Annotated in this window: 25 protein-coding genes and 1 pseudogene; 24 read left to right on the plus strand and 2 right to left on the minus strand. The window is 38.2% G+C overall.

Annotated elements, in window-relative coordinates:
• The first annotated feature begins 4 nt into the window (after nucleotides 1-4).
• The 20 genes and pseudogenes from ACFPQ3_RS11000 (at nucleotide 5) to ACFPQ3_RS11095 (ending at nucleotide 20,053) form a co-directional block, all read left to right on the plus strand.
• Complete coding sequence (locus ACFPQ3_RS11000; protein WP_156806310.1) at nucleotides 5-1,255, plus strand: glutamate-5-semialdehyde dehydrogenase; 1,251 nt, start codon at nucleotides 5-7, stop codon at nucleotides 1,253-1,255.
• Nucleotides 1,256-1,291: 36 nt separating this feature from the next.
• Nucleotides 1,292-2,140 carry a helix-turn-helix domain-containing protein gene (locus tag ACFPQ3_RS11005; RefSeq protein WP_156806309.1) on the plus strand — a complete coding sequence of 283 codons (849 nt, stop codon included), beginning with the start codon at nucleotides 1,292-1,294 and terminating at the stop codon, nucleotides 2,138-2,140.
• A 146-nt stretch (nucleotides 2,141-2,286) separates the two neighbouring features.
• Nucleotides 2,287-3,420 (plus strand): ABC transporter ATP-binding protein, encoded by a 1,134-nt coding sequence (locus ACFPQ3_RS11010; RefSeq protein WP_156806308.1) that lies wholly within the window; start codon nucleotides 2,287-2,289, stop codon nucleotides 3,418-3,420.
• 92 nt (nucleotides 3,421-3,512) lie between these two features.
• Complete coding sequence (gene rsmH / locus ACFPQ3_RS11015; protein WP_156806307.1) at nucleotides 3,513-4,463, plus strand: 16S rRNA (cytosine(1402)-N(4))-methyltransferase RsmH; 951 nt, start codon at nucleotides 3,513-3,515, stop codon at nucleotides 4,461-4,463.
• 10 nt (nucleotides 4,464-4,473) lie between these two features.
• A complete protein-coding gene (ftsL, locus tag ACFPQ3_RS11020) occupies nucleotides 4,474-4,797 on the plus strand; it encodes a cell division protein FtsL (RefSeq protein ID WP_156806306.1) in 324 nt (107 codons plus the stop codon).
• 3 nt (nucleotides 4,798-4,800) lie between these two features.
• Nucleotides 4,801-7,059, plus strand: a complete 2,259-nt coding sequence (pbp2x, locus tag ACFPQ3_RS11025; RefSeq protein ID WP_156806305.1) for a penicillin-binding protein PBP2X — start codon at nucleotides 4,801-4,803, stop codon at nucleotides 7,057-7,059.
• Nucleotide 7,060: 1 nt separating this feature from the next.
• Nucleotides 7,061-8,077, plus strand: coding sequence for a phospho-N-acetylmuramoyl-pentapeptide-transferase (gene mraY, locus ACFPQ3_RS11030; RefSeq protein ID WP_156806304.1), 1,017 nt, complete (start codon nucleotides 7,061-7,063; stop codon nucleotides 8,075-8,077).
• Nucleotides 8,078-8,365: 288 nt separating this feature from the next.
• Complete coding sequence (locus tag ACFPQ3_RS11035; protein WP_156806303.1) at nucleotides 8,366-9,709, plus strand: DEAD/DEAH box helicase; 1,344 nt, start codon at nucleotides 8,366-8,368, stop codon at nucleotides 9,707-9,709.
• A 167-nt stretch (nucleotides 9,710-9,876) separates the two neighbouring features.
• The gene (locus ACFPQ3_RS11040) at nucleotides 9,877-10,710 is read left to right on the plus strand and encodes a transporter substrate-binding domain-containing protein (RefSeq protein ID WP_156806302.1); all 834 of its coding nucleotides are present in this window, start codon (nucleotides 9,877-9,879) and stop codon (nucleotides 10,708-10,710) included.
• Between the two features lie 629 nt (nucleotides 10,711-11,339).
• Nucleotides 11,340-12,194, plus strand: a complete 855-nt coding sequence (locus tag ACFPQ3_RS11045; RefSeq protein ID WP_156806301.1) for an amino acid ABC transporter permease — start codon at nucleotides 11,340-11,342, stop codon at nucleotides 12,192-12,194.
• Nucleotides 12,194-12,937, plus strand: coding sequence for an amino acid ABC transporter ATP-binding protein (locus tag ACFPQ3_RS11050; protein WP_156806300.1), 744 nt, complete (start codon nucleotides 12,194-12,196; stop codon nucleotides 12,935-12,937). The genes ACFPQ3_RS11045 and ACFPQ3_RS11050 overlap by 1 nt, the downstream gene beginning before the upstream one ends.
• A 369-nt stretch (nucleotides 12,938-13,306) precedes the next feature.
• On the plus strand, nucleotides 13,307-13,531 hold the full coding sequence (locus tag ACFPQ3_RS11055; RefSeq protein ID WP_156806299.1) for a DUF4059 family protein: 225 nt from the start codon (nucleotides 13,307-13,309) through the stop codon (nucleotides 13,529-13,531).
• 170 nt (nucleotides 13,532-13,701) lie between these two features.
• The gene (trxB, locus tag ACFPQ3_RS11060; protein WP_156806298.1) at nucleotides 13,702-14,616 is read left to right on the plus strand and encodes a thioredoxin-disulfide reductase; all 915 of its coding nucleotides are present in this window, start codon (nucleotides 13,702-13,704) and stop codon (nucleotides 14,614-14,616) included.
• A gap of 425 nt (nucleotides 14,617-15,041) precedes the next feature.
• Nucleotides 15,042-16,499, plus strand: a complete 1,458-nt coding sequence (locus ACFPQ3_RS11065) for a nicotinate phosphoribosyltransferase (RefSeq protein ID WP_156806297.1) — start codon at nucleotides 15,042-15,044, stop codon at nucleotides 16,497-16,499.
• Nucleotides 16,496-17,323, plus strand: coding sequence for an ammonia-dependent NAD(+) synthetase (gene nadE, locus ACFPQ3_RS11070; protein ID WP_156806296.1), 828 nt, complete (start codon nucleotides 16,496-16,498; stop codon nucleotides 17,321-17,323). The genes ACFPQ3_RS11065 and nadE overlap by 4 nt, the downstream gene beginning before the upstream one ends.
• A gap of 84 nt (nucleotides 17,324-17,407) precedes the next feature.
• The gene (locus tag ACFPQ3_RS11075; RefSeq protein ID WP_156806295.1) at nucleotides 17,408-18,058 is read left to right on the plus strand and encodes a hypothetical protein; all 651 of its coding nucleotides are present in this window, start codon (nucleotides 17,408-17,410) and stop codon (nucleotides 18,056-18,058) included.
• Nucleotides 18,059-18,089: 31 nt separating this feature from the next.
• The gene (gene ldcB / locus ACFPQ3_RS11080; RefSeq protein ID WP_162012741.1) at nucleotides 18,090-18,872 is read left to right on the plus strand and encodes an LD-carboxypeptidase LdcB/DacB; all 783 of its coding nucleotides are present in this window, start codon (nucleotides 18,090-18,092) and stop codon (nucleotides 18,870-18,872) included.
• 102 nt (nucleotides 18,873-18,974) lie between these two features.
• Nucleotides 18,975-19,223, plus strand: coding sequence for a GNAT family N-acetyltransferase (locus ACFPQ3_RS11085; RefSeq protein ID WP_156806294.1), 249 nt, complete (start codon nucleotides 18,975-18,977; stop codon nucleotides 19,221-19,223).
• Nucleotides 19,220-19,360, plus strand: a pseudogene (locus ACFPQ3_RS11090) (GNAT family N-acetyltransferase); the annotation flags it as partial. The gene ACFPQ3_RS11085 and the pseudogene ACFPQ3_RS11090, both read left to right, overlap by 4 nt.
• 66 nt (nucleotides 19,361-19,426) lie before the next feature.
• Entirely contained in the window at nucleotides 19,427-20,053 is a 627-nt protein-coding gene (locus tag ACFPQ3_RS11095; protein ID WP_232323226.1) for a glucose-6-phosphate 1-dehydrogenase family protein, read from the plus strand.
• Nucleotides 20,054-20,081: 28 nt separating this feature from the next.
• Here ACFPQ3_RS11095 and serS read toward each other — a convergent pair whose 3' ends face one another.
• Nucleotides 20,082-21,368 carry a serine--tRNA ligase gene (gene serS / locus ACFPQ3_RS11100; RefSeq protein ID WP_156806292.1) on the minus strand — a complete coding sequence of 429 codons (1,287 nt, stop codon included), beginning with the start codon at nucleotides 21,366-21,368 and terminating at the stop codon, nucleotides 20,082-20,084.
• Between the two features lie 339 nt (nucleotides 21,369-21,707).
• Between serS and ACFPQ3_RS11105 the strand changes: the two genes are divergently transcribed.
• On the plus strand, nucleotides 21,708-22,178 hold the full coding sequence (locus ACFPQ3_RS11105; RefSeq protein ID WP_156806291.1) for a DUF3013 family protein: 471 nt from the start codon (nucleotides 21,708-21,710) through the stop codon (nucleotides 22,176-22,178).
• Between the two features lie 81 nt (nucleotides 22,179-22,259).
• On the opposite strand, the gene ACFPQ3_RS11110 is transcribed toward ACFPQ3_RS11105, so the two are convergent.
• A complete protein-coding gene (locus ACFPQ3_RS11110) occupies nucleotides 22,260-22,610 on the minus strand; it encodes a metal-sulfur cluster assembly factor (RefSeq protein WP_161981018.1) in 351 nt (116 codons plus the stop codon).
• 190 nt (nucleotides 22,611-22,800) lie between these two features.
• Between ACFPQ3_RS11110 and ACFPQ3_RS11115 the strand changes: the two genes are divergently transcribed.
• From ACFPQ3_RS11115 to yajC, 3 genes are all read left to right on the plus strand, one after another.
• Entirely contained in the window at nucleotides 22,801-23,517 is a 717-nt protein-coding gene (locus ACFPQ3_RS11115; protein ID WP_156806289.1) for a YebC/PmpR family DNA-binding transcriptional regulator, read from the plus strand.
• Between the two features lie 269 nt (nucleotides 23,518-23,786).
• Complete coding sequence (locus ACFPQ3_RS11120; protein ID WP_156806288.1) at nucleotides 23,787-24,125, plus strand: DUF6568 family protein; 339 nt, start codon at nucleotides 23,787-23,789, stop codon at nucleotides 24,123-24,125.
• 93 nt (nucleotides 24,126-24,218) lie between these two features.
• The gene (yajC, locus tag ACFPQ3_RS11125; RefSeq protein ID WP_156806287.1) at nucleotides 24,219-24,539 is read left to right on the plus strand and encodes a preprotein translocase subunit YajC; all 321 of its coding nucleotides are present in this window, start codon (nucleotides 24,219-24,221) and stop codon (nucleotides 24,537-24,539) included.
• Nucleotides 24,540-24,585: the final 46 nt, after the last annotated feature.

Here is a 24,585-nt window from a genome sequence, read left to right on the forward strand (position 1 = left end):
ACACATGACTTATATTGAAACATTAGGAAAACAAGCTAAAAAGGCAGCGCGTGACTTGCTCAGCCTTTCAACCAGTGAAAAAAATGCTCTCCTAACCTTGGTAACCAAGCGTTTAGTCAGTGAAACAGCGCTACTTTTGACGGAAAATGCTAAGGATTTGGCCCAAGCTAAAGAAAATGGGATTTCCGAGATTATGACAGATCGTCTTCGTTTGACACCTGAACGGATTAAAGGAATTGCAGAAGGTGTGCGTCAGGTAGCTGATTTAGAAGATCCAATCGGTCAAGTGGTGCGTGGTTATACGAATTTGGATGGTTTAAAGATTGTTCAGAAACGAATGCCTCTGGGTGTTATTGCCATGATTTTTGAAAGTCGTCCCAACGTGTCAGTAGATGCCTTTTCGCTCGCCTTTAAAACTAATAATGCTATTATCTTGCGTGGTGGGCGTGATGCTATTAACTCAAATAAAGCCTTAGTAATGGTCATTCGTCAAGCTTTGGAAGATGGTGGTGTCAATCCAGATGTTGTTCAGCTGGTTGAAAATACCTCACATGTGGTTGCGGAAGACTTGATGCAGGCAGTTGATTACGTTGACCTGTTGATTCCACGTGGTGGTGCCAAATTGATTCAAACAGTTAAAGAAAAATCAAAAGTGCCAGTGATTGAGACCGGAGTTGGGAATTGTCACATTTACGTAGACGAGTTTGCCGATTTAGAAATGGCGACGAAGATTGTCCTTAATGCCAAAATCCAGCGTCCAAGTGTGTGTAACGCGGCAGAATCTTTAGTGGTTCATGAAAAAATAGCAGAGCAGTTTTTGCCAATGTTGGAAGACGCGGCAAACGAGGTTCAGGCGATTGAATTTCGTGCGGATGAGAAGGCATGCTCCCTTTTAAAAACAGCCGTTCCAGCAACAGAAGAAGACTATGCGACAGAGTTTTTAGACTATATTATGTCTGTCAAGGTGGTTTCGAGCTTGGAAGAAGCGATTGCTTGGGTTAATACCTATACATCATCGCACTCAGAAGCCATCGTGACTCGTGACCTTGTGGCAGCCGAGAAATTCCAAGACCAAGTGGATGCGGCAGCGGTTTATGTCAATGCCTCAACTCGTTTTACCGATGGCTTTGTCTTTGGCCTTGGAGCTGAAATCGGCATTTCAACGCAAAAAATGCATGCGCGTGGACCAATGGGACTAGAGGCTTTGACATCTACAAAATTCTATATCAATGGTCAAGGACAGATTAGAGAATAACAAATGAAGCATAACAAAATTAGAAAGTGAGCTTGGATGAACTGGCAAGATTATTTTCCTAATGCTCAGAAAAGTCAGCAAATGTCAGACGATACTGGAATTCAAAATCTTCCATTGGAAAAAGAATGGTTACAAATTCCTAAAGAAGATTTGACTGATAGAGAGCGATTTTTAATCACCTTATTCTCAACAACGGCTGAGGATAGGCAGGTATTAACCGATCCTTGGTTAGAATTTTTAATGGGAAGAAGCTCTCAGTTGCCAGCTTCTTATCCAAATTACCAATTTCTCTATCTCGAACATTCCCAGTATTTTACCGACGAGTTGCTAGAGTTACTGGATCAGCTTCTTTTAGGGCGTGTGGCAACCATTTCACTTGGATCATACCGGACAGCTCTGCTATTGACTCAAGAACAAGGAAGTGATATCACTGAGCTTTTAAAGGAGCTTTTGGTGACCATTGAAAGCGACTTTGGTTTATCGCTTAGTCTTTTTTTGGGAAATAGCTGGGCGCGTATAGATGGTGAGCATCTGAAACAGCTTTTTCAAGCAGAAACAAAGCTATTTACGGCTTATTTATCTAACCATTCTTCCCAAAAAATGCAGAGCTTTGCTAAGATGTTACTCTGGGCTTTGAGTAATGGGCAGGAAGTTGGAGTGTTTAAAGAAATTCTTAACTATTATTTAACCCTGCAAAATGATGTTCCAGATATAGTAGCAGCCTTGTGGGAGACGCATGGTAATCAGGTGCAAGCTGCGCAAAAACTTTATTTACATCGCAACAGTCTTCAATACAAGCTAGAAAAATTTCAAAATCTATCAGGTTTGAATTTGAAAAAATTAGATGATTTGGCGCTGTGCTACTGGTTATTATTGGAAATGTGAGAGGGTAATCTCTCTTTTTCTTTTGTAAAATGAAAACGTTTTTAGTTTTGTGCAACTTGCCCAAAAATCTAGCTAAACTGTCCATAGAACTATGAAAGCGCTTTTGATATACTTGTTTCAACAATAAAAACAAGGAAGTAAGATGTATGACAACTCTTAAACTTAACAATATTTACAAAAAATATCCAAAAAGCACTCACTACTCTGTTGAAAACTTCAACCTTGATATTAAAGACAAAGAATTTATCGTTTTTGTAGGTCCTTCAGGTTGTGGTAAATCAACAACACTTCGCATGATTGCTGGTCTTGAAGATATCACAGAAGGTGAATTTTACATTGATGACAAACTCATGAATGATGAGGCACCAAAAGATCGTGACATTGCTATGGTTTTCCAAAACTATGCCCTTTACCCACACATGACTGTTTACGATAACATGGCTTTTGGTCTTAAATTGCGTAAATACAAGAAGGAAGACATTGACAAACGTGTTCGTGAAGCAGCTGAAATCCTTGGTTTGACTGAATTTTTGACACGTAAGCCAGCTGACCTTTCTGGTGGTCAACGTCAACGTGTTGCTATGGGACGTGCTATTGTCCGTGATGCAAAAGTGTTCTTGATGGACGAACCTTTGTCAAACTTGGATGCGAAACTTCGTGTATCAATGCGTGCTGAAATTGCCAAAATTCACCGTCGTATTGGTGCAACTACCATCTACGTTACCCACGACCAAACAGAGGCGATGACACTTGCTGACCGTATCGTTATCATGAGTTCAACTAAAAACCCAGAAGGTTCTGGAACAATTGGTCGTGTTGAACAAATTGGTACACCACAAGAACTTTACAACGAACCAGCTAACAAATTTGTCGCAGGATTTATCGGAAGCCCAGCAATGAACTTCTTCACAGTAACATTTGATGGTGGTATTCTTCGCAGTGAAGAAGGGCTTGAATTAGCTCTTCCAGAAGGACAAGCTAAAAAACTTGAAGCAGCAGGCTACAAAGGTAAAAAAGTTATCTTTGGTATCCGTCCAGAAGATATTTCTGGAAACCCAATTGTTCAAGATACTTATCCAAATGCTACGGTTAAAGCTGAAGTTATGGTATCAGAACTTCTTGGAAGTGAAACGATGCTTTATGTTAAAGTTGGTAATAGCGAATTCGCATCTCGTGTAGATGCTCGCGATTTCCACAATCCTGGTGAAAAAGTAGACTTAACATTTAATGTTGCTAAAGGTCACTTCTTTGATGTGGAAACAGAAAAACGTATTAAATAAGTCATTCTTACATCCTACCCGTAGAAATCTGCGGGTTTTTATGCTTTTCAATTTTTAGACAGATGCTTCTTTTTTATGCTATAATAAAAGTTATGACTAAAGAATTTCATCATGTAACCGTACTGTTACGCGAAACCGTTGATATGCTTGATATTAAACCTGATGGTGTCTATGTTGACGCTACCCTTGGAGGAGGGGGACATTCGTCTTATTTATTATCGAAATTGAGTGATAATGGGCATCTTTATTGTTTTGATCAGGATAAAAAAGCTATTGATAATGCTCAAATTAAATTAAAAAACTATATTGAACGTGGTATGGTTACCTTTATTAAGGATAATTTTAGAAATCTTAAAATGAACTTAGCCCAGCGTGGCGTCTATTCTATAGATGGGATTCTTTATGATTTAGGAGTCTCCAGTCCTCAATTTGATGAGCGTGAACGTGGATTCTCTTATAAAAAAGATGCTCCGCTTGACATGCGAATGAACCAAGAGGCAAATTTAACGGCCTACGAGGTTGTTAACACCTATGATTATCGGGACTTGGTTCGTATTTTTTTTAAATATGGAGAGGATAAATTTTCAAAACAGATTGCTCGAAAAATTGAACAAGCAAGACAGGTTAAGCAAATTGAAACAACGGCTGAATTGGCTGAACTCATTAAATCAGCTAAGCCAGCTAAAGAATTAAAGAAAAAAGGTCATCCTGCCAAACAGATTTTCCAAGCCATTCGTATTGAAGTTAATGATGAGCTTGGTGCTGTGAATGAATCAATTCAAGAAGCGATGGACTTATTGGCTGTTGATGGTTGCATTTCAGTGATTACTTTCCATTCTTTGGAGGATCGTCTGATAAAGCAATTATTCAAAGAATCATCTACGGTTGATGTACCGAAAGGTTTACCATTTATTCCAGATGAGCTTAGACCCAAGTTTGAACTGGTATCGCGTAAACCTATTTTGCCGAGTCAAGAAGAACTTGCTGCCAATAATCGAGCACACTCAGCGAAGCTTCGGGTAGCTAGAAAAATACATAATTAAGGATAGTATTATGACAGAAGATAAGAGACAGACGGCACTTAGTCAGGCTGTCCAAAGACGTTTTCGTCAATTCACAAGATTAGAAAAGGCGTTTTATGGGACAATTATCTTGACCGCCATTGTAATGGCAATTAGCCTCATTTACATCCAAAGTCGTAACCTCCAACTCCAACAAACGATTTCGGAACTGAATGGAGAATTAAATCTTAAGCAAACTGAGTACAATAATGCTAAGCAAGAAGTTAATGAATTACTTCAACGCGAACGCATTATAAAGGTAGCTGAAGAAGCTGGTTTGGTACCTCGGTCAGAAAATATTCAAAGGGTTGAATAGCTTATGAAAAAATTGATACAACTTTTTTTGAGTTATGCTGTCGAAGAGCGAAAAACACCTATGATTAATCGGAAGCGAGTAGGTCAGAATCTTATGATTTTGAGTATATTTGTTTTTTTCGTCTTCTTGATAAACTTTGCTATCATTATTGGGACGGATAGTAAGTTTGGAATAGATCTATCAGAGGGAGCGGCTCAAGTTTATCAACTGCAAGTTACTCAACAAGCTAAACGCGGTACCATTTATGACCGTCATGGGAACGTGATTGCAGAGGATTCAACAACCTATTCCGTTTATGCTGTTATGGACACATCCTATGTTGATGTCTATGGCAATAAGCTTTATGTCAAGAAGTCTCAATTTAAAAAGGTAGCAGATATCTTTCATGAGTATTTAGGCATGGAGAAGGACTATGTTATTAACCAATTAGAACAAGAGAAACTCTCTCAGACCGCTTTTGGTATTGAAGGTAATAACTTAAATTACAGTACCATGTCTGCTGTAGCAGAAGCAGTAAAAAAAGCTGGTATCAAGGGGATTGATTTTTACACCAATCCGGGTCGAATGTATCCTAATGGCACTTTTGCATCGCATTTTATAGGACTAGCACAACTAGTTGAAGATGAGAAAACTGGAAGTAAATCCTTTACAGGAACAATGGGAATGGAGTTCGCTCTAAATGAGGAGCTATCTGGAACAGATGGTATTATCAGCTACCAAAAGGATAAAAATGGCAATGTTTTGTTAGGCTCCTCGACTCCAGTTAAAGCAGCAATCAATGGTAAAGACATTTATACTACCTTGTCGCAGCCTTTGCAGGTCACATTAGAGACACAGTTGGATCTTCTAGCAGAAAAAACCTTGGCCAAACACATCAGTGCAACCTTGGTAAACGCTAAAACAGGTGAAATTTTAGCAACTAGTCAACGTCCGACCTATAATGCAGATACTCTCGAAGGCTTGGATGAAAAAAAAATAGGAACTTGGAATAGTTTGCTTTATCAAGGAAATTATGAACCTGGTTCTACAATGAAAGTTTTCACACTAGCTTCTTCAATTGATAATGGAACATTTAATCCAAATCAAACTTACTATAGTGATAAGTATGAGCTTGCAGATGCCGTTATCAAGGACTGGGATGTCAATATGGGACTATCAGATGGAAATTATCTGACCTTATCTCAAGGATTTGCCTATTCAAGTAACGTTGGTATCTTGCATTTACAACAAGGAATTGGAACAGATAAGTGGATGAATTACTTATCAAAATTCCGATTTGGAACGCGTACGCGTTTTGGGATGAGTGACGAAGCAGTCGGCAATCTTCCAGAGGATAACCTTGTTACCATCGCTCAATCTGCTTTCGGTCAGGGGATTAATGTGACCCAAATTCAAATGTTGCGTGCCTTCACATCAATTAGTAATAATGGTGTCATGTTAGAACCGCATTTTATTGGGCAAATTTATGACCCAAATACGGAATCGAGTCGTACGGTTGGTCCAGAAATTATTGGAAATCCTATTTCATCGGAGGCGGCTACTGAAACGCGTCAATATATGGTAACAGTTGGTACTGATCCGATTTGGGGAACGCTCTACTCAAAGACACTTGGGAGTCCAGTTATTCAAGTTGGCAATGAAAGTATTGCTGTAAAATCAGGTACAGCGCAGATTGCCGCCTCGGCAGAAGAAGGTGGAGGTTACCTTCAAGGCTCAAATGACACTATCAACTCTGTCATTGCTATGATTCCATCAGATGATCCTATGTTCATGATGTATGTTACTATTCAGCAACCAGAGGTATGGACGGGATTAGAGTATCGTGATATTTTCAATCCTGTTTTAGAGGAAGCACTGCTTATGGAACGTGAGTTAACTCAGCCTATTCAGCCTATTGGTGATAAAAAGATGGTATATAAAATGCCCAATATAGTTGGAAAATCATCTGGAAACTCCGCAGATATGTTACGTCGTAATATTGTGCAGCCGGTCATTGTTGGAGAAGGGGAAAAAATCATCAAAACATCTGTAGAAAAAGGGGATAAAGTACCCGAGAATGCACAAATTCTCCTATTGACGGATTCACTGAAAAAAGTACCTGATTTGTACGGCTGGACCAAGAAAAATGTGGATATTTTTGCAGAGTGGCAAGGATGGACAGTTAATTATAAAGGTTCAGGAAATAAGGTTGTTAAGCAAAGTGTTGATGTCGGTGAGGATATTTCTAAACTCGATAAAATTACAATTACATTAGGAGAGTAATATGTTATTAAGTATTATAGCTGGTTTGGTAGCCTTTGGGCTAACTGTTATAGCCATGCCACATTTTATTCGCTTTTTCCAAATCAAAAAAATTGGTGGACAACAAATGCATGAGGATGTGAAGCAGCACTTTGAAAAAGCAGGGACACCAACAATGGGTGGAACGGTATTTCTTGTTGTTGCGATTATAGTCAGTTCGCTCTTTTTTGTGATTGCTAATATGGTAAATGCTGATTCAATGTCATGGACAGCTATAGCAAGTATTATAGCAATCTTGATTATTTATGGATCGATTGGTTTTCTTGATGATTTTTTAAAGATTTTTAAACAAATCAATGAGGGATTAACCTCTAAGCAGAAAATGTTTGCGCAAATAATTGGTGGTCTGTTATTCTACTTTCTTCATGTTCAATCTGGACATGGGAATTTAAATGTTTTTGGTTATCAACTTCATTTGGGGATTTTTTATCTTGCTTTTGTTCTGTTTTGGATTGTAGGTTTTTCAAATGCTGTCAACTTAACAGATGGTATTGATGGCCTAGCTTCCATTTCAGTAGTGATTAGTTTACTTGCTTATGCGATTATTGCTCAGGTGCAAGGACAATCAGATATTTTCTTAGTTATCGTTACGATGATTGGTGCCCTGCTTGGATTTTTCGTGTTTAATAAAAAACCAGCTAAAGTGTTCATGGGTGATGTGGGGTCACTAGCTCTTGGAGCTATGCTTGCCACGCTCTCAATTACCCTTCACCAAGAATGGACCTTGCTCTTTATTGGGATTGTTTATGTTTTTGAAACGAGTTCCGTGATGCTTCAGGTCACTTACTTCAAATACACTAAGAAAAAATATGGTGAAGGACGTCGCATTTTCCGTATGACACCATTTCATCATCATTTGGAGTTAGGTGGGCTTTCTGGAAAAGCAGAGCAGTGGAGTGAATGGAAGGTTGATGCTTTCCTATGGGCGGTAGGAGCGGTTGCTAGTCTTATAACACTGGCGCTTCTTTATCTGTTATAAAAATGATTCAAATTAGTAAACAAATCTAGGTAACTTTTGACCTAGATTTTTTGATGGAAAATATCTAGTAGCATAAGCAGGAGCTTTTTTACTTAATTTTTGATATAATAATGAAGTTATCATAGAGAAAGGATGCTCAAGCCGGGTTTGGTATTGAGCATGGACGCAGTCTTGATATGAAATTGTCGTGAGACAAGTTTAGTAAGCAATATTTTATTTAAAGGGATGTTAGATGAAACAACTCATTTAATTGAATATTTTTCAAGGCGGTCCTTTTATATTTACAAAATGTCATTCAAAGATTTTAATTTTAAAAGTTATATTCAAAAGGCTCTAGATGAGATTAATTTCAGTGAGCCAACAGAAGTTCAAAAAAAACTCATTCCTGTAGTACGCTCTGGTCGTGACCTTGTCGGAGAATCTAAAACAGGATCAGGTAAAACACATACATTCTTGTTACCAATTTTTGAAAAAATTGATGAAAATGGAAAAGATGTTCAGGTGGTTATCACAGCACCTTCGCGTGAACTTGCCACTCAGATTTATCAAGCAACTAAACAGATTGCAGATCATTCTGAGGAAGAGATTCGCGTGGTTAATTATGTTGGTGGGACTGACAAGCTTCGCCAAATTGAGAAGTTGAAAGTTACGCAGCCACATATTGTTATTGGTACGCCAGGGCGCATTTATGATTTAGTTAAGTCAGGTGATTTGGCGATTCATAAGACACATACATTTGTTGTTGATGAGGCTGATATGACGATGGATATGGGCTTTTTGGATACCGTTGATAAGATTGCAAGTTCGCTACCTAAACAAGTGCAAATCTTAGTCTTTTCTGCAACTATTCCTCAGAAGCTTCAGCCGTTTTTGAAAAAGTATCTGACAAATCCTGTTATGGAAAAAATTAAGACGTCAACTGTTATTGCAGATACAATTGATAACTGGTTAGTATCTACAAAAGGTCGTGATAAGAATGCTCAGATTTTAGAATTTGCTAAGATTTTGAATCCGTATTTGGCGATGATTTTCGTTAATACAAAGGAACGTGCAGATGACTTGCATAGCTATCTTGTATCTAATGGTTTGAAAGTTGCTAAAATTCATGGAGGAGTTCCATCTCGTGAACGTAAGCGTATCATGAATCAGGTTAAAAACTTAGATTATGAGTACATTGTTGCCACTGACTTGGCGGCACGTGGTATTGATATTGAGGGGGTTAGTCATGTTATCAATGATGCCATTCCTCAGGACTTATCATTCTTTGTGCACCGTGTTGGGCGTACAGGTCGTAATGGTTTGTCAGGTACAGCGATTACACTCTATCAGCCTAGTGATGATTCAGATATCAGAGAACTTGAGAAGATGGGGGTAGCATTTGTCCCTAAAATGCTAAAAAATGGCGAGTTCCAAGACACTTATGATCGAGACCGTCGTGCCAACCGTGAAAAAATGTATAAAAAACTTGATACTGAGATGATTGGTCTGGTGAAGAAGAAAAAGAAAAAGGTTAAGCCAGGCTACAAGAAGAAAATTCAGTGGAAGGTTGATGAGAAACGCAAGAAAGAGCGTCGTGCAGAGGCGCGCGCTAAGGGCCGTGCTGAGCGTAAAGCTAGAAAACAGACATTCTAATAATGTAAAGGTCGGATGTTTTTCCGGTCTTTTATTTTTGGGATGCAAATTATCTATCTCAGGGATAGATAAGACCTATTAGGCAAGTTTCTTTGTTTATGTTAAAGTAAACTAAGAGAGTAGGAAATGCTCTCAATCTCAGGAGATTTTTTTGAAAAGGGGAGGTTATGAAATTGAAAAAATTATTGATATTTTTAAGTTTGCTTGGTGTGTTAGGTGTTATTCTGGTGGGATGTACTCAGAAGTCTGGAGAAGACACTTCATCTAAAGTAGCTCTTACGGTAGCTACTGACTCTGATACCGCTCCATTTACTTATAAAAAAGGAGAGGATTTTAAGGGTTATGATATTGATGTTGTGAAGGCTATTTTTAAAAATTCTAAGGAGTACGATGTTACATTTGTTACAACTGCTTTTGATTCTATTTTAGCAGGTCTTGATGCGGATCGTTACCAAATTGCCGCCAATGATTTTAATTACAATGAGCAACGAGCTGAAAAGTATCTTTTCTCTGACCCTATTTCAAAATCAAACTATGCGATTGTTTCGGCTAAGGGGTCAGAATACGATAGTCTAGATGACCTATCTGGTAAAGTAACAGAGGTTATCCCTGGTTCAAATTATGCGCAAGTTCTTGAAAATTGGAATGAAGCGAACAAGGATAAGGCGCCAATTGAGATTCAATATGTCGCTAACTCAACAGGATTATCAACCCGTGTTTTGCATATTGAGACAGGTAAAATTGATTTTATTCTTTATGATGCTATCTCAGCGGCCTTTATTGTAGAGGATCAAAGTTATGATTTAAAGGTGACTAAGGTAACGGATACGATTGGTGGTAAGACGGATGGTTTAGAATATCTTCTTTTTGCTGACACGAAGGAAGGTAAGGAGTTGCAAACTTATGTTAATAAACGTTTGGAAGAACTGAAAGAGGACGGAACTCTTGTTAAATTAAGTCAGGGCTATTTTGGTGACGATTACGTTAGCAATATTGAATGAGTAATGTCAGCATTGCCAACATTAACATGATGAGTGAGAAAAGTCGGATTTTCCAGCTTTTTATAGTTAAATCCTATCACATTGATAAAAAACTGCTATCACAGATTGATGTCTTGTGATTTACACTTAACTAGTGAGATGTTAGAATAAGTAAATAGGGATTCGAGGGAATGAATCGAAAGAAACTTCGGTTTAGTATTCTTAGAGGAGATATATCAAAAAGAAAGGGATTGGCGTTTTATTTTTATATTTAATAGATAATCAAAAGAGACTTTACGATGATAAATAGACGGCTTAAACTCTTTAGAGAATCGTTCAAGGTGGAGATAGGTTTAGGAAAAGCAACTTGTTTTTCTATAAATTTTTATGTTAAACCATTTATTATTGTGAATGCTCAATTCATTGCGTAACTATTCCAAATTGAAATTGGGCATTCGTAGTTGGATGATTTTTATAATATCATGGTCTCTTGTACGAAATCTCAATAATATTATCCTGTTACAATTGAGAGATGGCTCTTATATTGAACGATTTTGAAAGTACTAATGTGCAATCAATAAGGTATCGTTGTGATTTTTAAGAGTCTTAAAAGATTTTGAACTTTAAAACGCTATTAATAGAACTTAGTTATGACTTGGTTAAAAACTTATCGTAAGGGCTTTTTTTGGTTGCTGGGACTTTTGATTATTATCATTGGTGCTAAGGTATTTGAAAACCCGTATAAGACTTTTGTGCAGACAATTCCGACAGGGAAAATTTTTTCACCGCGTGCAGTATTTGATGCTGTTCCACAAATTTTAGGAAAATTGCCAACAACTATTGGATTGACCCTGATGGGAGCTCTATTTGGTCTGGTTTTAGGCTTGATTTTTGCCATTGTAAAAATTAGACGAGTTCCTGTTCTTTATCGCATACAAGCCTTATTTGTAAGTTTCCTTCGAGGAACACCAATTTTGGTACAATTGCTTTTGAGTTACTACGGGATCCCGATGTTGCTCCGCAAAATTAATTTGGAATTCGGCCTTGATTGGAATATTGATAATGTTCCAGCGGCTGTATTTGTGGTGACAGCATTTGCTTTTAACGAAGCGGCCTATGCTAGTGAAACCATTCGTGCAGCGATCCAATCTGTCAACACAGGAGAAATTGAGGCGGCACGCAGTTTAGGGATGACAGAAACTCAAGTTTATCGTCGTGTCATTATTCCCAATGCGGCCGTTATTGCGACACCAACTCTGATTAATTCCTTGATTGGTTTGACGAAAGGGACCTCTCTAGCCTTTAATGCTGGAATTACTGAGATGTTTTATCAAGCGCAAATTATCTCAGGGAACGACTACCGTTACTTTGAGCGTTATGTGGCTGTTTCTATGATTTATTGGGGAATTTCGTTCTTGCTTGAAAATGCAGGACGTGGAGTTGAAAATGCCTTAGCTATCAAAAACCCTGAAAGTCAATCAATCCAAATAGGAGGGGACCGTTAATGATTACCATTTCAAATTTAAGTAAAGAATTTTCAGGTCAAAAAGTTTTGGATAATCTTAATTTGACCATTAAAAAGGGAGAAGTTATTGCCCTTGTCGGTGCCTCAGGTGCAGGGAAATCGACATTTCTACGTTCCATGAACTATTTAGAACAGGCAAATTCTGGAACTTTAGCTATTGATGATTTTAAGGTTGATTTTACTAGTATTAAAAAAGAGGATGTTTTAAAGCTTCGTCGCAAGTTAGCTATGGTGTTTCAACAATTCAATCTTTTTGAACGTCGCACGGCTCTTGATAATGTTAAAGAGGGACTAAAAGTTGTAAAAAAACTGTCTGATGATGAAGCGACGGCCATTGCCAAAGAAGAATTGGCTAAAGTGGGACTTTCGGATCGTGAAAATCACTATCCTAGACATTTATCTGGTGGGCAAAAACAACGTGTTGCCTTGGCGCGTGCTCTTGCAATGAAGCCAGATGTTTTGCTTCTTGATGAACCAACCTCAGCACTTGATCCAGAACTTGTTGGTGAGGTTGAGAAGGCTATTGAAGTTGCTGCTCAAAGTGGTCAGACCATGGTTTTAGTGAGTCATGACATGGCCTTTGTCTATGAAGTAGCTGATCGTGTGCTTTTCCTTGAAAAGGGAAAAATCCTTGAAGAGGGAACTCCTGATGATGTTTTCAATCATCCCAGAGAAGAACGAACCAAAGAATTCTTTGCCAATTACAAACGAGGAACAATTTGATATAATAGAAAGAGGCTGGGCAAAGTATCCCAACCTCTTGCGTTTTAGGTAGAGATAATATGGCTCAGCGCAGTGGTTGATTGGGTGTCTGCAATGGGATAATTCTTTATTTTCAAGTGTCCACCTAAAATAGTCAACGCAATAGTTAACGACTATTCTATGTGTAAGATGTGTAGTCTCAGCCTGAGCTTAAAAAACAGAGAGCCAAGGGAATTTAAGGTTTCGAAATCGTGGTTTTTGTCCCCCTCTTTTAAAACTTCTGGAAAGGATAGTTTAGTTACTGTTATTACTAAACTGAATTAAGGATGAGAGATGAGGAGTAAGTAGTTACTCTGGAAGACTTCTTGTTATCCTTTAAACATTATACTTATGCTTGCAACAATTTATCGTTTTTATTTAATGGGATTGACTGTGTCAGTGATTATCACTATAATCAGTTTGATTGTTTGGTTAGTTTATCGTATGAGTCGCCGTTTGGATAGAACTAAGAAAGAGAGACAAGCTCTGCTTTATGAGGCTTTTATTATTTTTTTGGTAACGACTCCGATTCTCTCATTTGCTTTTATGGCTATTTTGGTAATGGTAACAGCGTAGCTGAATGATAGACTTAGAATTTTTGATTTTAAAATGAAAGGAAAAGTAATCAAATAACTTTGATTTTTGAATAAAATTAAAGTGACTTATGGGGAAAGAGTAGTTGAGAAGATGAGGATCGACTCGGCTTTCTATTTCTTTTAAAGTGTCTTGATGCTTAGGTATCTAAAATGTATGATACAATTATTATTGGTGCTGGTCCTGCTGGTATGACAGCAGCGCTTTATGCAGCTCGTAGCAATCTTAAAGTAGCTACTCTAGAGCAAGGAGCTCCGGGTGGACAGATGAATAATACATCTGATATTGAAAATTATCCAGGTTTTGAGCTTATTTCTGGTCCGGAATTGTCTATGAAGATGTTTGAACCTTTGGAAAAACTTGGTGTTGAAAATCTTTATGGAATTGTCACTGGCATTGAAGATAAGGGTGACTATAAAATCGTTAGAACTGATGATGAAGAGTATCAAACGAAGACTGTGATTATAGCTACAGGTGCTAAACATCGCCATATAGGTGTACCTGGTGAGGCTGAGTTTAATAGTCGTGGTGTCTCTTATTGTGCTGTCTGTGACGGAGCATTTTTCCGAAATCAAGATCTTTTAGTTGTTGGTGGAGGAGATTCAGCGGTTGAAGAGGCTCTCTTTTTAACACGTTTTGCTTCAAGTGTAACAATCGTACATCGTCGTGATGAGTTGCGTGCACAAAAACTGTTGCAAGACCGTGCTTTTGCCAATGAGAAAATTTCTTTCATCTGGGACAGTGTCGTTAAAGAGATTAAAGGTGATGATATCAAGGTACGTAGTGTTGATATTGAAAATGTCAAAACTGGTGAAGTGACCAATCATGAATTTGGTGGTGTCTTTATTTATGTAGGTTTGGATCCTGTTTCTGATTTTGTCAAAGAACTAGATATTACGGATGAAAATGGTTGGATTCCGACAGACAATCATATGAAAACATCTCGCAAAGGTATTTTTGCAATTGGAGATGTGCGTCAAAAAGACCTCCGTCAAATCACGACAGCAGTTGGAGATGGAGCAATGGCAGGGCAACAAGCTTACCAATACATTGTAGATAATGATTAAATTTTAGTGATATTAATGTAAAGGAGAGTGGGACAAAAATCGTTAAATCATCACAAAAGACGATTTCGATTTTGTCGTCCCACCTCCGCACAGTTGATTAGAATGGCCGCTAACGATTGCCTAGTACTAAAATAGTCCAGTGGACTATTTTAGGTGGACACTTGAAAATGAAAGAAGTGTCCAGTTACAGACCTCCAATCAACCACTGCGCCAATCTGTTATTACTATCAAAAAGAGAAGGTTGAGATATTTTTGTCTCAACCTCTTTTAAGTTATCTAAAATCTTGGAATCTTAAATATCTCTAGTTTATGTTATAATAGTCACAAGAATAAATTTGAGTACTTATCTCAGTTTTATGATATTTTAAAAGGAACGTATCCAAGGACAGGAAGTTTCCTTTTCTTTTAATAATAGGAGGTATATCATGTACCAAGATGATAGCTTAACATTGCATACGGACCTTTATCAGATTAATATGATGCAGGTCTATTTTGACCAAGGAATTCACAATAAGCACGCAGTTTTTGAGGTTTATTTTCGCAAGTTACCTTTTTCAAATGGCTTCGCTATTTTTGCAGGTTTAGAGCGAATTGTTCGTTATTTAGAAAATTTAAGATTTACAGAGTCTGACTTGGCTTACCTTCGTGAGCAAGGATATCCAGAGAATTTTTTAACCTATCTAAAAGAGTTAAAATTAGAACTTTCCGTGAAATCTGCTCGTGAAGGTGACTTGGTTTTTGCAAATGAGCCAATTGTACAAATCGAAGGACCGCTTGCGCAATGTCAGTTAATTGAAACAGCTCTGTTAAATATTGTTAACTTCCAAACCTTGATTGCGACCAAAGCTGCTCGCATTAAATCAGTTATTGAAGATGAGCCACTTTTGGAGTTTGGAACCCGCCGTGCACAAGAGATGGATGCGGCGATTTGGGGGACCCGCGCAGCTGTTATTGGTGGAGCTGATGCTACTTCAAATGTCCGTGCCGGTAAATTATTTAATATTCCAGTATCAGGAACGCATGCGCATGCTTTAGTCCAAACCTATGGAAATGATTATCAAGCCTTTAAAGCTTACGCAACTAGCCATAAGGACTGTGTTTTCTTGGTGGATACTTATGATACGTTGAAAATCGGGGTTCCAGCAGCGATTCGTGTGGCTAAGGAATTAGGAGATAAGATAAACTTCAAGGGAGTTCGTCTGGATTCTGGCGATATGGCTTATTTATCTAAGCAGGTTCGTAAACAATTAGATGAAGCTGGATTTACCGAGGCAAAAATCTATGCTTCAAATGACCTTGATGAAAACACCATCCTTAATCTTAAAATGCAAAAGGCTAAGATTGATGTATGGGGAGTAGGTACAAAACTAATCACAGCCTACGATCAGCCTGCACTTGGTGCCGTTTATAAGATTGTTTCAATTGAAGATGAGAATGGTCAAATGGTTGATACAATCAAATTATCAAATAATGCGGAGAAAGTATCTACGCCAGGTAAAAAACAAGTCTGGCGCATTACCAGTCGTGAAAAAGGCAAGTCAGAAGGTGACTATATCACGTTTGCGGATGCAGATGTGAATCGTTTAGATGAAATTTTGATGTTCCATCCGACTTATACTTACATCAACAAAACCGTTAAGGATTTTGATGCCGTTCCACTATTGATTGACATTTTTAAAGAGGGAGAACTAGTCTATAAATTACCGACGTTAACAGAAATCAAATCTTATGCGAAATATGTGTTGGATGCCCTTTGGGATGAATACAAACGCGTCCTTAATCCGCAAGAATACCCAGTTGACTTGGCACAAGACGTTTGGGACAATAAGATGGAACTTATTGATGAGATGCGTCGTAAAGCAAAAAATGGAGATTTATCATGAGTTTACAAGAAAACATTATCAAACAATTAGGTGTAAAGCCTGTTATTAATCCCAAAGAGGAGATCCGTGTATCCATTGATTTTCTGAAAAATTATATGAAGAAGCACCCTTTTTTAAAGACTTATGTACTAGGGATTTCAGGGGGGCAGGATTCTAGTTTGGCTGGGCGTTTGGCGCAACTGGCAATGGCAGAGCTCCGTGAGGAAACTGGTGATGAGGCTTATCGATTTATTGCAGTTCGTTTACCTTACGGTGTTCAAGCTGACGAAGCTGACGCCCAAAAAGCGTTAAATTTTATCCAACCCGATTTTTCTTTAACGGTCAATATTAAAGAAGCAGTTGATGGACAAGTAGCCGAGCTGAAAAAAGCAGGTCTTGAGATTTCAGATTTTAACAAGGGAAATATCAAAGCACGTCAGCGTATGATTACGCAGTATGCAATTGCTGGGCAATATAGCGGAGCAGTTATTGGAACAGACCATGCGGCTGAAAATATTACTGGCTTCTTTACCAAGTTTGGAGATGGCGGAGCAGATATTTTACCGCTTTATCGCCTCAATAAGCGTCAAGGTCGTCAACTTTTGGCGGAGCTTGGTGCTGACAAACCACTTTATGAAAAAGTTCCAATTGCAGACCTTGAAGAAAATCGTCCAGGTCTAACTGACGAAGTTGCCTTAGGTGTTACTTATCAAGATATTGATGATTACTTAGAGGGCAAAAAAGTAGCTGCTGAGGCTCAAGCAAAAATTGAAACTTGGTGGCACAAGACAGAGCATAAACGCCATTTACCAATCACTGTTTTTGATGATTTTTGGAAAAACTAATCAGTCGTAAGGAGTGTTGGCAGAGATATGAACAGCGATTTGTCAGTTTACTTTCGCTATAGCATTTTAAAGTGAGGAAGAATGATGGTCACAGCTAAAAAATCAGAGAAAAATGATAATCTGCCATTGATGTCAATTAATCAATTAGATATTTTTGAACATTTGGATCGTGAAGTTGCCGTTTTGGTTGATAACGAGGGAATTCCTTGGGGACAAACGATTCGTGTTTGTCTCTCACAAAAAGCCTTAGAGGAACAGATGTTGTTATTCAAACATCGAGCAGTTACTTTTCCTCTAGGAATTGTGATTGATTTTCTTTTAAAAAATCATCGAGAACGCCTCAATCTTTATGGGTTTTCTTTAGGAGATTATGCGCTTGAGCGTGGTGAGTTAGAAAAAATCGCCTACGCTATTGATAGCTTTAAACTAATCTGGACTTGCTACAAGGAAAAATTACCCCAAGAAATCAGTTTTGACCACCTTAAAAGCAGAACATTTTATTATCTAGGGGCACCGATTTTAACGGCTACTCATTCAACGTTTAACTTTGATATTGACCTTCAAAATGGCAAGGAGTTTATCAAGCTATTTCTCTCAAAAGAAAGTGCGCAACGGTATAACTATAAACAACTACAACCTGTTCCAGTTAATCTTGCAAATTTTAAGTTTATTGTTGAAGGAAAATGTGGCTTGGTCATAGAGCCTACTCGTAGGTATAACATAAGGTTTGAGTAGTTTTATTTAAGATCTCATAAAGGAGAAATAGATGAACAGAAAAGTAATCAGTTTGTTGCTAATGGCTAGTTTGTTTTTAGTGGCTTGCGGAAAGTCAGAATCTAAGCCTGAGTCATCAAAAGCTACAAAAACGAATCAAGTAACCCAGTCAGAAAAAGGTCAAAAAGAAGCTAAGGCAGAAACAACAACCCAGCTTGAAGAAGATTCGGAGCAGTTTAGTGAATCTGTTTCGGAAACAAAAAGTGAGTCAATCCAAGCGACAGATGCTAGTTTCAATGGTTCTTATTACAGTGTGCAAGGAAAGTATGGTGAGGTAATCATTGCCAATAAAAAACACCCAGTCTCTGCGTCCTATGCACCCGGTGAAAATCCGACAGCCTTATCGGCCTTTCAGACATTGATTGCAGATATGCAAGCCAAAGGCTTTTCGGTGAGCAATAGTTATAGTGGTTTTAGGTCCTATGAAACACAGGCTTCTATCTATAGCAACTATGTCGCTTCTGATGGTCAAGCGAATGCGGATCGCTATTCTGCTCGTGCGGGTTATAGTGAACACCAAACAGGCCTAGCCTTTGATTTATTGGATGGTAATGGTCAGTTATTAACAGAATCAACAGCCTCAGACTGGTTAGCAAAACATGCTCATGAGTATGGATTTATCGTACGTTATCTTCCAGGGAAGGAATATAGTACAGGCTATATGCCAGAGAGTTGGCATGTGCGTTACATTGGGAAAGAGGCTACTGATATTTATCAATCAGGTCAGACTTTAGAAGAGTATTTTGGTATTTCTGGTGGAGATTATGCCCAATAGTGATAATGCAAAGTAAGGTTGGGGATGATTTAGAAATGATAAAAAAGATTGCAGATTTGTAGTCTTTTTGCTAAAGAAAAGTTAATTATTGAGGAGGAAACTATGTTACAAATACGAATCGCAAGTTTGTCAGATTTGGACAGGATTTACAACATCCAGAAGGAGAGTTTTCGTGATTTATATCAAAAGTATAACGAGATTGATTCTCCTTGTTTGGAAACAAAAGAACGATTGCTTGAAAAGATGAAGCACCCATCAAGTATATTTTATTTGATTTGTTTAAATAATGATATTATTGGTTTTTTTCGTGTTTTGTTTAATGGTAAACAACTGGAAGCGTGGCTAGGATGACAGCGATTTTGCCGAAGTTTCAGAAGAAGGGGTATGGACACCAAGCGATTCAAGAAATCGAAAAGCAGTATCCAGAAGTAAAATGTTGGTCTTTGGACACAATTTTACAAGAAGAGCACTTGGTTCATCTCTATGAAAAACTTGGCTATGTGGTTTGTCGGACAGAGCCTGTTCAAGAAGGCATGGATATACATGGAGAAACAATGTTAGAACATATCAAGGCTTATCTCGCTTATAGGGGAGAGAAATACATCAAGCCAGAAAAATCAGAAAACTTAGCTCAATATATGACAGGTCTGCGCGTGCTAGCTCAGTCTGCTCGCAAAGAATTTCAAACGCTTAATCAGCTGTTAGCGCAACAAGTAACTCCTTTTGTGCCAGAACGTGCTAGCCAGTGGATGAATCAAGCACAGATTTGCCGTCCACATTTTTGGTGCTATTATCGTCTGCCGTCTGATTCTGTGGAAGATGTAGCGCTAGCAACTCGATTATATGGAACAGAGGGCGACTTTGGAATTTCTGTTGAAGTCAGTTTTGTGGAGCGGAAAAAATCAAATGAGACTCTTATCAAGCAACATCGAATCTTGGAATTACCGATTAAAGCACCCTTGTACTATTTTGTACAGGAAAATGGTGTGAGTCGCCGAATAGCAGGAACAGAGGGAAATCGTCAGTTGTTGAAAGAGCAGGTTGCAAGTAGCACAGTGCGCAAGGTACTGGTCAAATACGACGTCCCAGTGACAGAGGAAATGACGCCGGAAGCTGCTGTTCACCAGTTGATTAAAGGCTTTGAATTATTGATACCATATTATGAACAGACAAAAAAATGAGTTGATGCGTCAACTCATTTTCTTATGTTTATTTTGGTGCAATGACTTCTACTCCACCCATATACGGACGAAGAACTTCTGGAATGGTCACTGAGCCATCTTTGTTTTGGTAGTTTTCAAGGATGGCAGCGACAGTACGACCAACCGCAAGGCCAGAACCGTTAAGCGTGTGAAGCAATTTCACTTTGCCATCTGCTTCGTCACGGTAGCGGATTTGGGCACGGCGAGCTTGGAAATCTTCTGTGTTTGAACAACTTGAAATTTCACGATAGGCATTTTGCGCTGGAATCCAGACTTCCAAGTCGTAAGTCTTAGCCGCTGAGAAGCCCATATCGCCTGTACATAATGCAAGAACACGGTAAGGAAGACCTAGTTTTTGGAGAATGTTTTCAGCGTTAGCTGTCATTTTTTCCAATTCATTATAAGACTCTTCTGGTTTAGCAAATTTCACCATTTCAACTTTGTGGAATTGGTGGAGACGGATGAGTCCGCGTGTGTCACGACCAGCTGAACCAGCTTCAGAGCGGAAAGATGGGCTCATAGCGGTGAAGTAAATCGGCAAGTCCTTGCCGTCGATAATCTCGTTGCGGTAATAGTTTGTCAATGGCACTTCAGCTGTTGGAATGAGGACAAATGGACGCTCTTCATCATTGATTTCAAAGGTATCCTCTTTGAATTTAGGGTATTGCCCTGTCCCGAACATTGAGTTACGGTTGACCATGTAAGGGGGGATGACTTCCTCATAGCCTTCTGCTAGGTGCTCATCCAACATAAAGTTGTAAAGGGCACGTTCAAGACGAGCACCGAGTCCCTTGTAGAAAAGGAAACGAGCCCCGGTAACTTTTGCCCCGCGTTCCCAATCAAGAATACCGAGTTCCTCTCCAAGATCCCAATGTGCTTTAATCTCAAAATCGAATTCACGAGGTGTTCCCCAACGACGTACTTCAACATTTTCTTCTTCGTCAGCACCAACTGGTACAGAATCATGTGGTGTATTTGGTAAAATAGTGATAATCGCTGTGACCTTTTCGTCAATTTCAGCTAGCTCAGCATCAATAGCTTTAACATCGGCTGAGAGTTTTTGCATGGCTGCAATTTGCTCACTAGCGTCTTCTTTGTTACGCTTTGCTTGTGCAATAGCGGCAGAAGAAAGGTTACGTTCAGCCTTGAGTTCTTCTGATTTGACCAAGAGTTCACGACGTTTTGCATCTAACTCTTTTAATTCGGTCAATAATGTCTCAGCAGAGACGCCACGAGTTGCCAATTTTTTAGCAACGGCATCAAAATCTGTACGTAGGCGTTTAATATCTAACATATGATCTCCTTTTATGCGAAAAGCACCCTAGTCATTGTTGGAGTGCGGTAGCACGGTTCCATCCAACTTCACTAAGGTGCGCTTAATTACGATATTGATAAAATAATTTAAGAAGATATTTTCCTTGTCGCCAATATAGCATATCAGCATTAAAAAAACATCCGTCTTAAAAACACGGTAGAATTTCACTTGCTCCTAATACCTGCTCGCAGCAACCGCAGGTTTTCTGAAAGAAGAAAAGCAACTTACTTATCCGTTGCGAATATTATACAGCATTGTTAAGCAAATGTAAAATAAATTTTTATGGTAGAATGGATTATAATAAAAAAGAGGTGACTTATGGCTAAATTTGGCTTTTTATCGGTATTAGAAGAAGAATTAGAGAAAGCGTTGATTTGTGACTTTGCGATGGATTGGGATAAGAAAAATCATGCAGTAGAAGTGACTTTCCTTCTTGAAGCACAAAATACATCTGGTGTTGAAACTATTGATGCTGATGGGGAAACTTCTAGTGAAGATATTTTCTTCGAAGATTATGTCTTGTTTTACAATCCTGTAAAATCAATGTTTAATCCAGACGACTACTTAGCAACGATTCCTTATGATCCCAAAAAAGGCTTGTCTCGTGAGTTTTTAGCTTACTTTGCAGAATTTCTTAATGAAACAGCAACCGAAGGTTTGAGTGATTTGATGGATTTCTTATCGGATAAAGAAGTAGAAGAGTTTGCAATCAAATGGGATACTGAGGCTTTTGACAACGGTAGAGCAGACTTAATAGAAACTACCCTCTATCCTTACCCTAGGTATTGAAGAGAAGTACTTTTTAGGTGAAAAAGAGATTTCATGATTTATTTGTATCCTAAAAATTTTAAAGCGATTGCTGTCTCAAACTTACTTTCCATCTCTAGGACTTATGCCTAAAAATATACGGCCGTAACGAGAAATACGGGTCATTTTCCACACGGGATTGTAGGTGATTTCAACATTGACCGAGTTAATGCCATCAATCTTGGTTAATTTATCAACGATTTCAAAAGGCATAGTGTCTGCGCAACCACAATTAGTATCAGTAAAAGTCATGACAAGGTGAAGATGACCTGCTTCGCTCAAATCAATTTCATAGATGAGTCCTAGATTGTAGATATCGAGTTCAATTTCAGGGTCAAAAATGCTTTCGAAGGTGTTAATCAGTTGGTCAGACATTGCTAACGCCCGATCATTGATTTTGATATCATCACGCATAAGATACACTCGGCTTTCATTTGAAAATATGTGTCTATTATATCAAAAAAAAAGATTAATTCAAGAATTTTCTGAATTTTTAGAGTATAAAATCTTATTTTACTAAATGTTTTCAAAGTGCTATAATAGAGAAGTTCTAGAGGAGTAGCTCTGCTATTTCCAAAAATATAAATCAAAGAGGTGATAACCCATGGGACGTAAATGGGCTAATATTGTTGCGAAAAAAACTGCCAAAGATGGCGCAACATCAAAAGTTTATGCAAAATTTGGTGTTGAAATCTATGTAGCTGCTAAACAAGGTGATCCAGATCCAGAAACTAACTCAGCCCTGAAGTTTGTTATCGATCGTGCCAAACAAGCACAAGTTCCTAAACATGTTATTGATAAAGCGATTGATAAGGCTAAAGGGAACACAGATGAGACTTTCGTTGAAGGGCGTTATGAAGGTTTCGGACCTAATGGTTCAATGATTATTGTTGATACCTTAACATCTAATGTCAATCGTACAGCTGCAAATGTTCGTACTGCTTATGGTAAAAACGGTGGAAACATGGGTGCTGCTGGTTCTGTATCTTACATGTTCGATAAAAAAGGTGTCATTGTTTTTGCAGGGGATGATGCTGACAGTATTTTCGAAATGCTTCTTGAAGCTGATGTGGAAGTAGATGATGTTGAAGCGGAAGAAGGCTCAATCACTGTTTATACTGCACCAACTGATCTTCATAAAGCACTTGTAGTGCTCCGTGAAAATGGTATTTCTGAGTTTCAAGTGACAGAGCTTGAAATGATTCCGCAATCAGAAGTAACACTTGAAGGTGAAGATTTGGTGATTTTTGAAAAATTAGTTGATGCGCTTGAAGCAGATGACGATGTTCAAAAGGTTTACCACAATGTTGCAGATTTCTAATTTGAAGATAATGAAAAGAGTAAATGAAGATAACTATAACTCCTAGTTCTTCTATTTGAAAAATGAATACTAAAAAGTATAGAATCAGCATTTTTAATATCGTCGTTCCATGCTTTTGATTGTACTTAGAGATTTCTAAAATCCTGTAGTGATCTGATTGGACTTGGACCAGTATCTTTATTATAATGATGTGGCTTTATTGGTATCAGAAAGTTGCATTTTTGGAGTGAAACATTTATGATAAGGGTACTATTATTGAGGAGGTCGGTATGACATTTGCACAAAGTTTTGTAAAAATAACTGCTTTAGAAGCAGAGAATCGTATTCAATCAGCTGAGAAGTTCACTCTTTTTATTGGGCGTTCAAGCTGCCCATTTTGCCGTTTATTTGAACCTAAGCTTACCAATGTGGCTAACGCACTTAATGAAGCGGTTTATTTTTTAAACAGTGAGGATTTCAGTGATGCTACTGAAATTCAAAAATTCCGTTCTAAGTACGGCATTCCCACGGTTCCATGTCTTTTAGTATCAAATGGTGGAACAGTCAAGGTTGTCTGTGATTCTTCACTTTCAGAAGATGCTATTACGGAGTTTATAACTGATATTTGAAAAATCATTTAGAATTTGGTATAGTTGTTGTTGACGATTAAACAGAGAAGTCTTGTCAAAAGAGTTTTGCTGTATTTATTTAAGGAGAAAAAGATGAATGCAACGATTTTAATTATGCTTGTTATGATGGCAGGGATGATGTATTTTACTAGCCGTAGTCAAAAGAAACAAGCTGAGCAACGCCAAAACCAGTTAGCTCAACTAAAAAAAGGTGACGAAGTTGTTACAATTGGTGGGATGTATGCGGTTGTTGATGAAGTCAATGTTGACGCTAAGACCATTGTTCTTGATGTTGATGGCGTGTATTTAACTTTTGAATTATCTGCAATAAAACGTGTCGTTACACCAACTACATCTGATTTGACTCCAGTAGTTGCAGAAGGTGAGTCTTCAGCTGTAGAAGAAGTTGAATAAATTTAGTGAATGTTATTAAAAGAGGTTGGGACAAACCAGCATGATG

The sequence above is a fragment of the Streptococcus caledonicus genome (assembly GCF_042656225.1).
Taxonomy (GTDB): Bacteria; Bacillota; Bacilli; order Lactobacillales; family Streptococcaceae; genus Streptococcus; species Streptococcus caledonicus.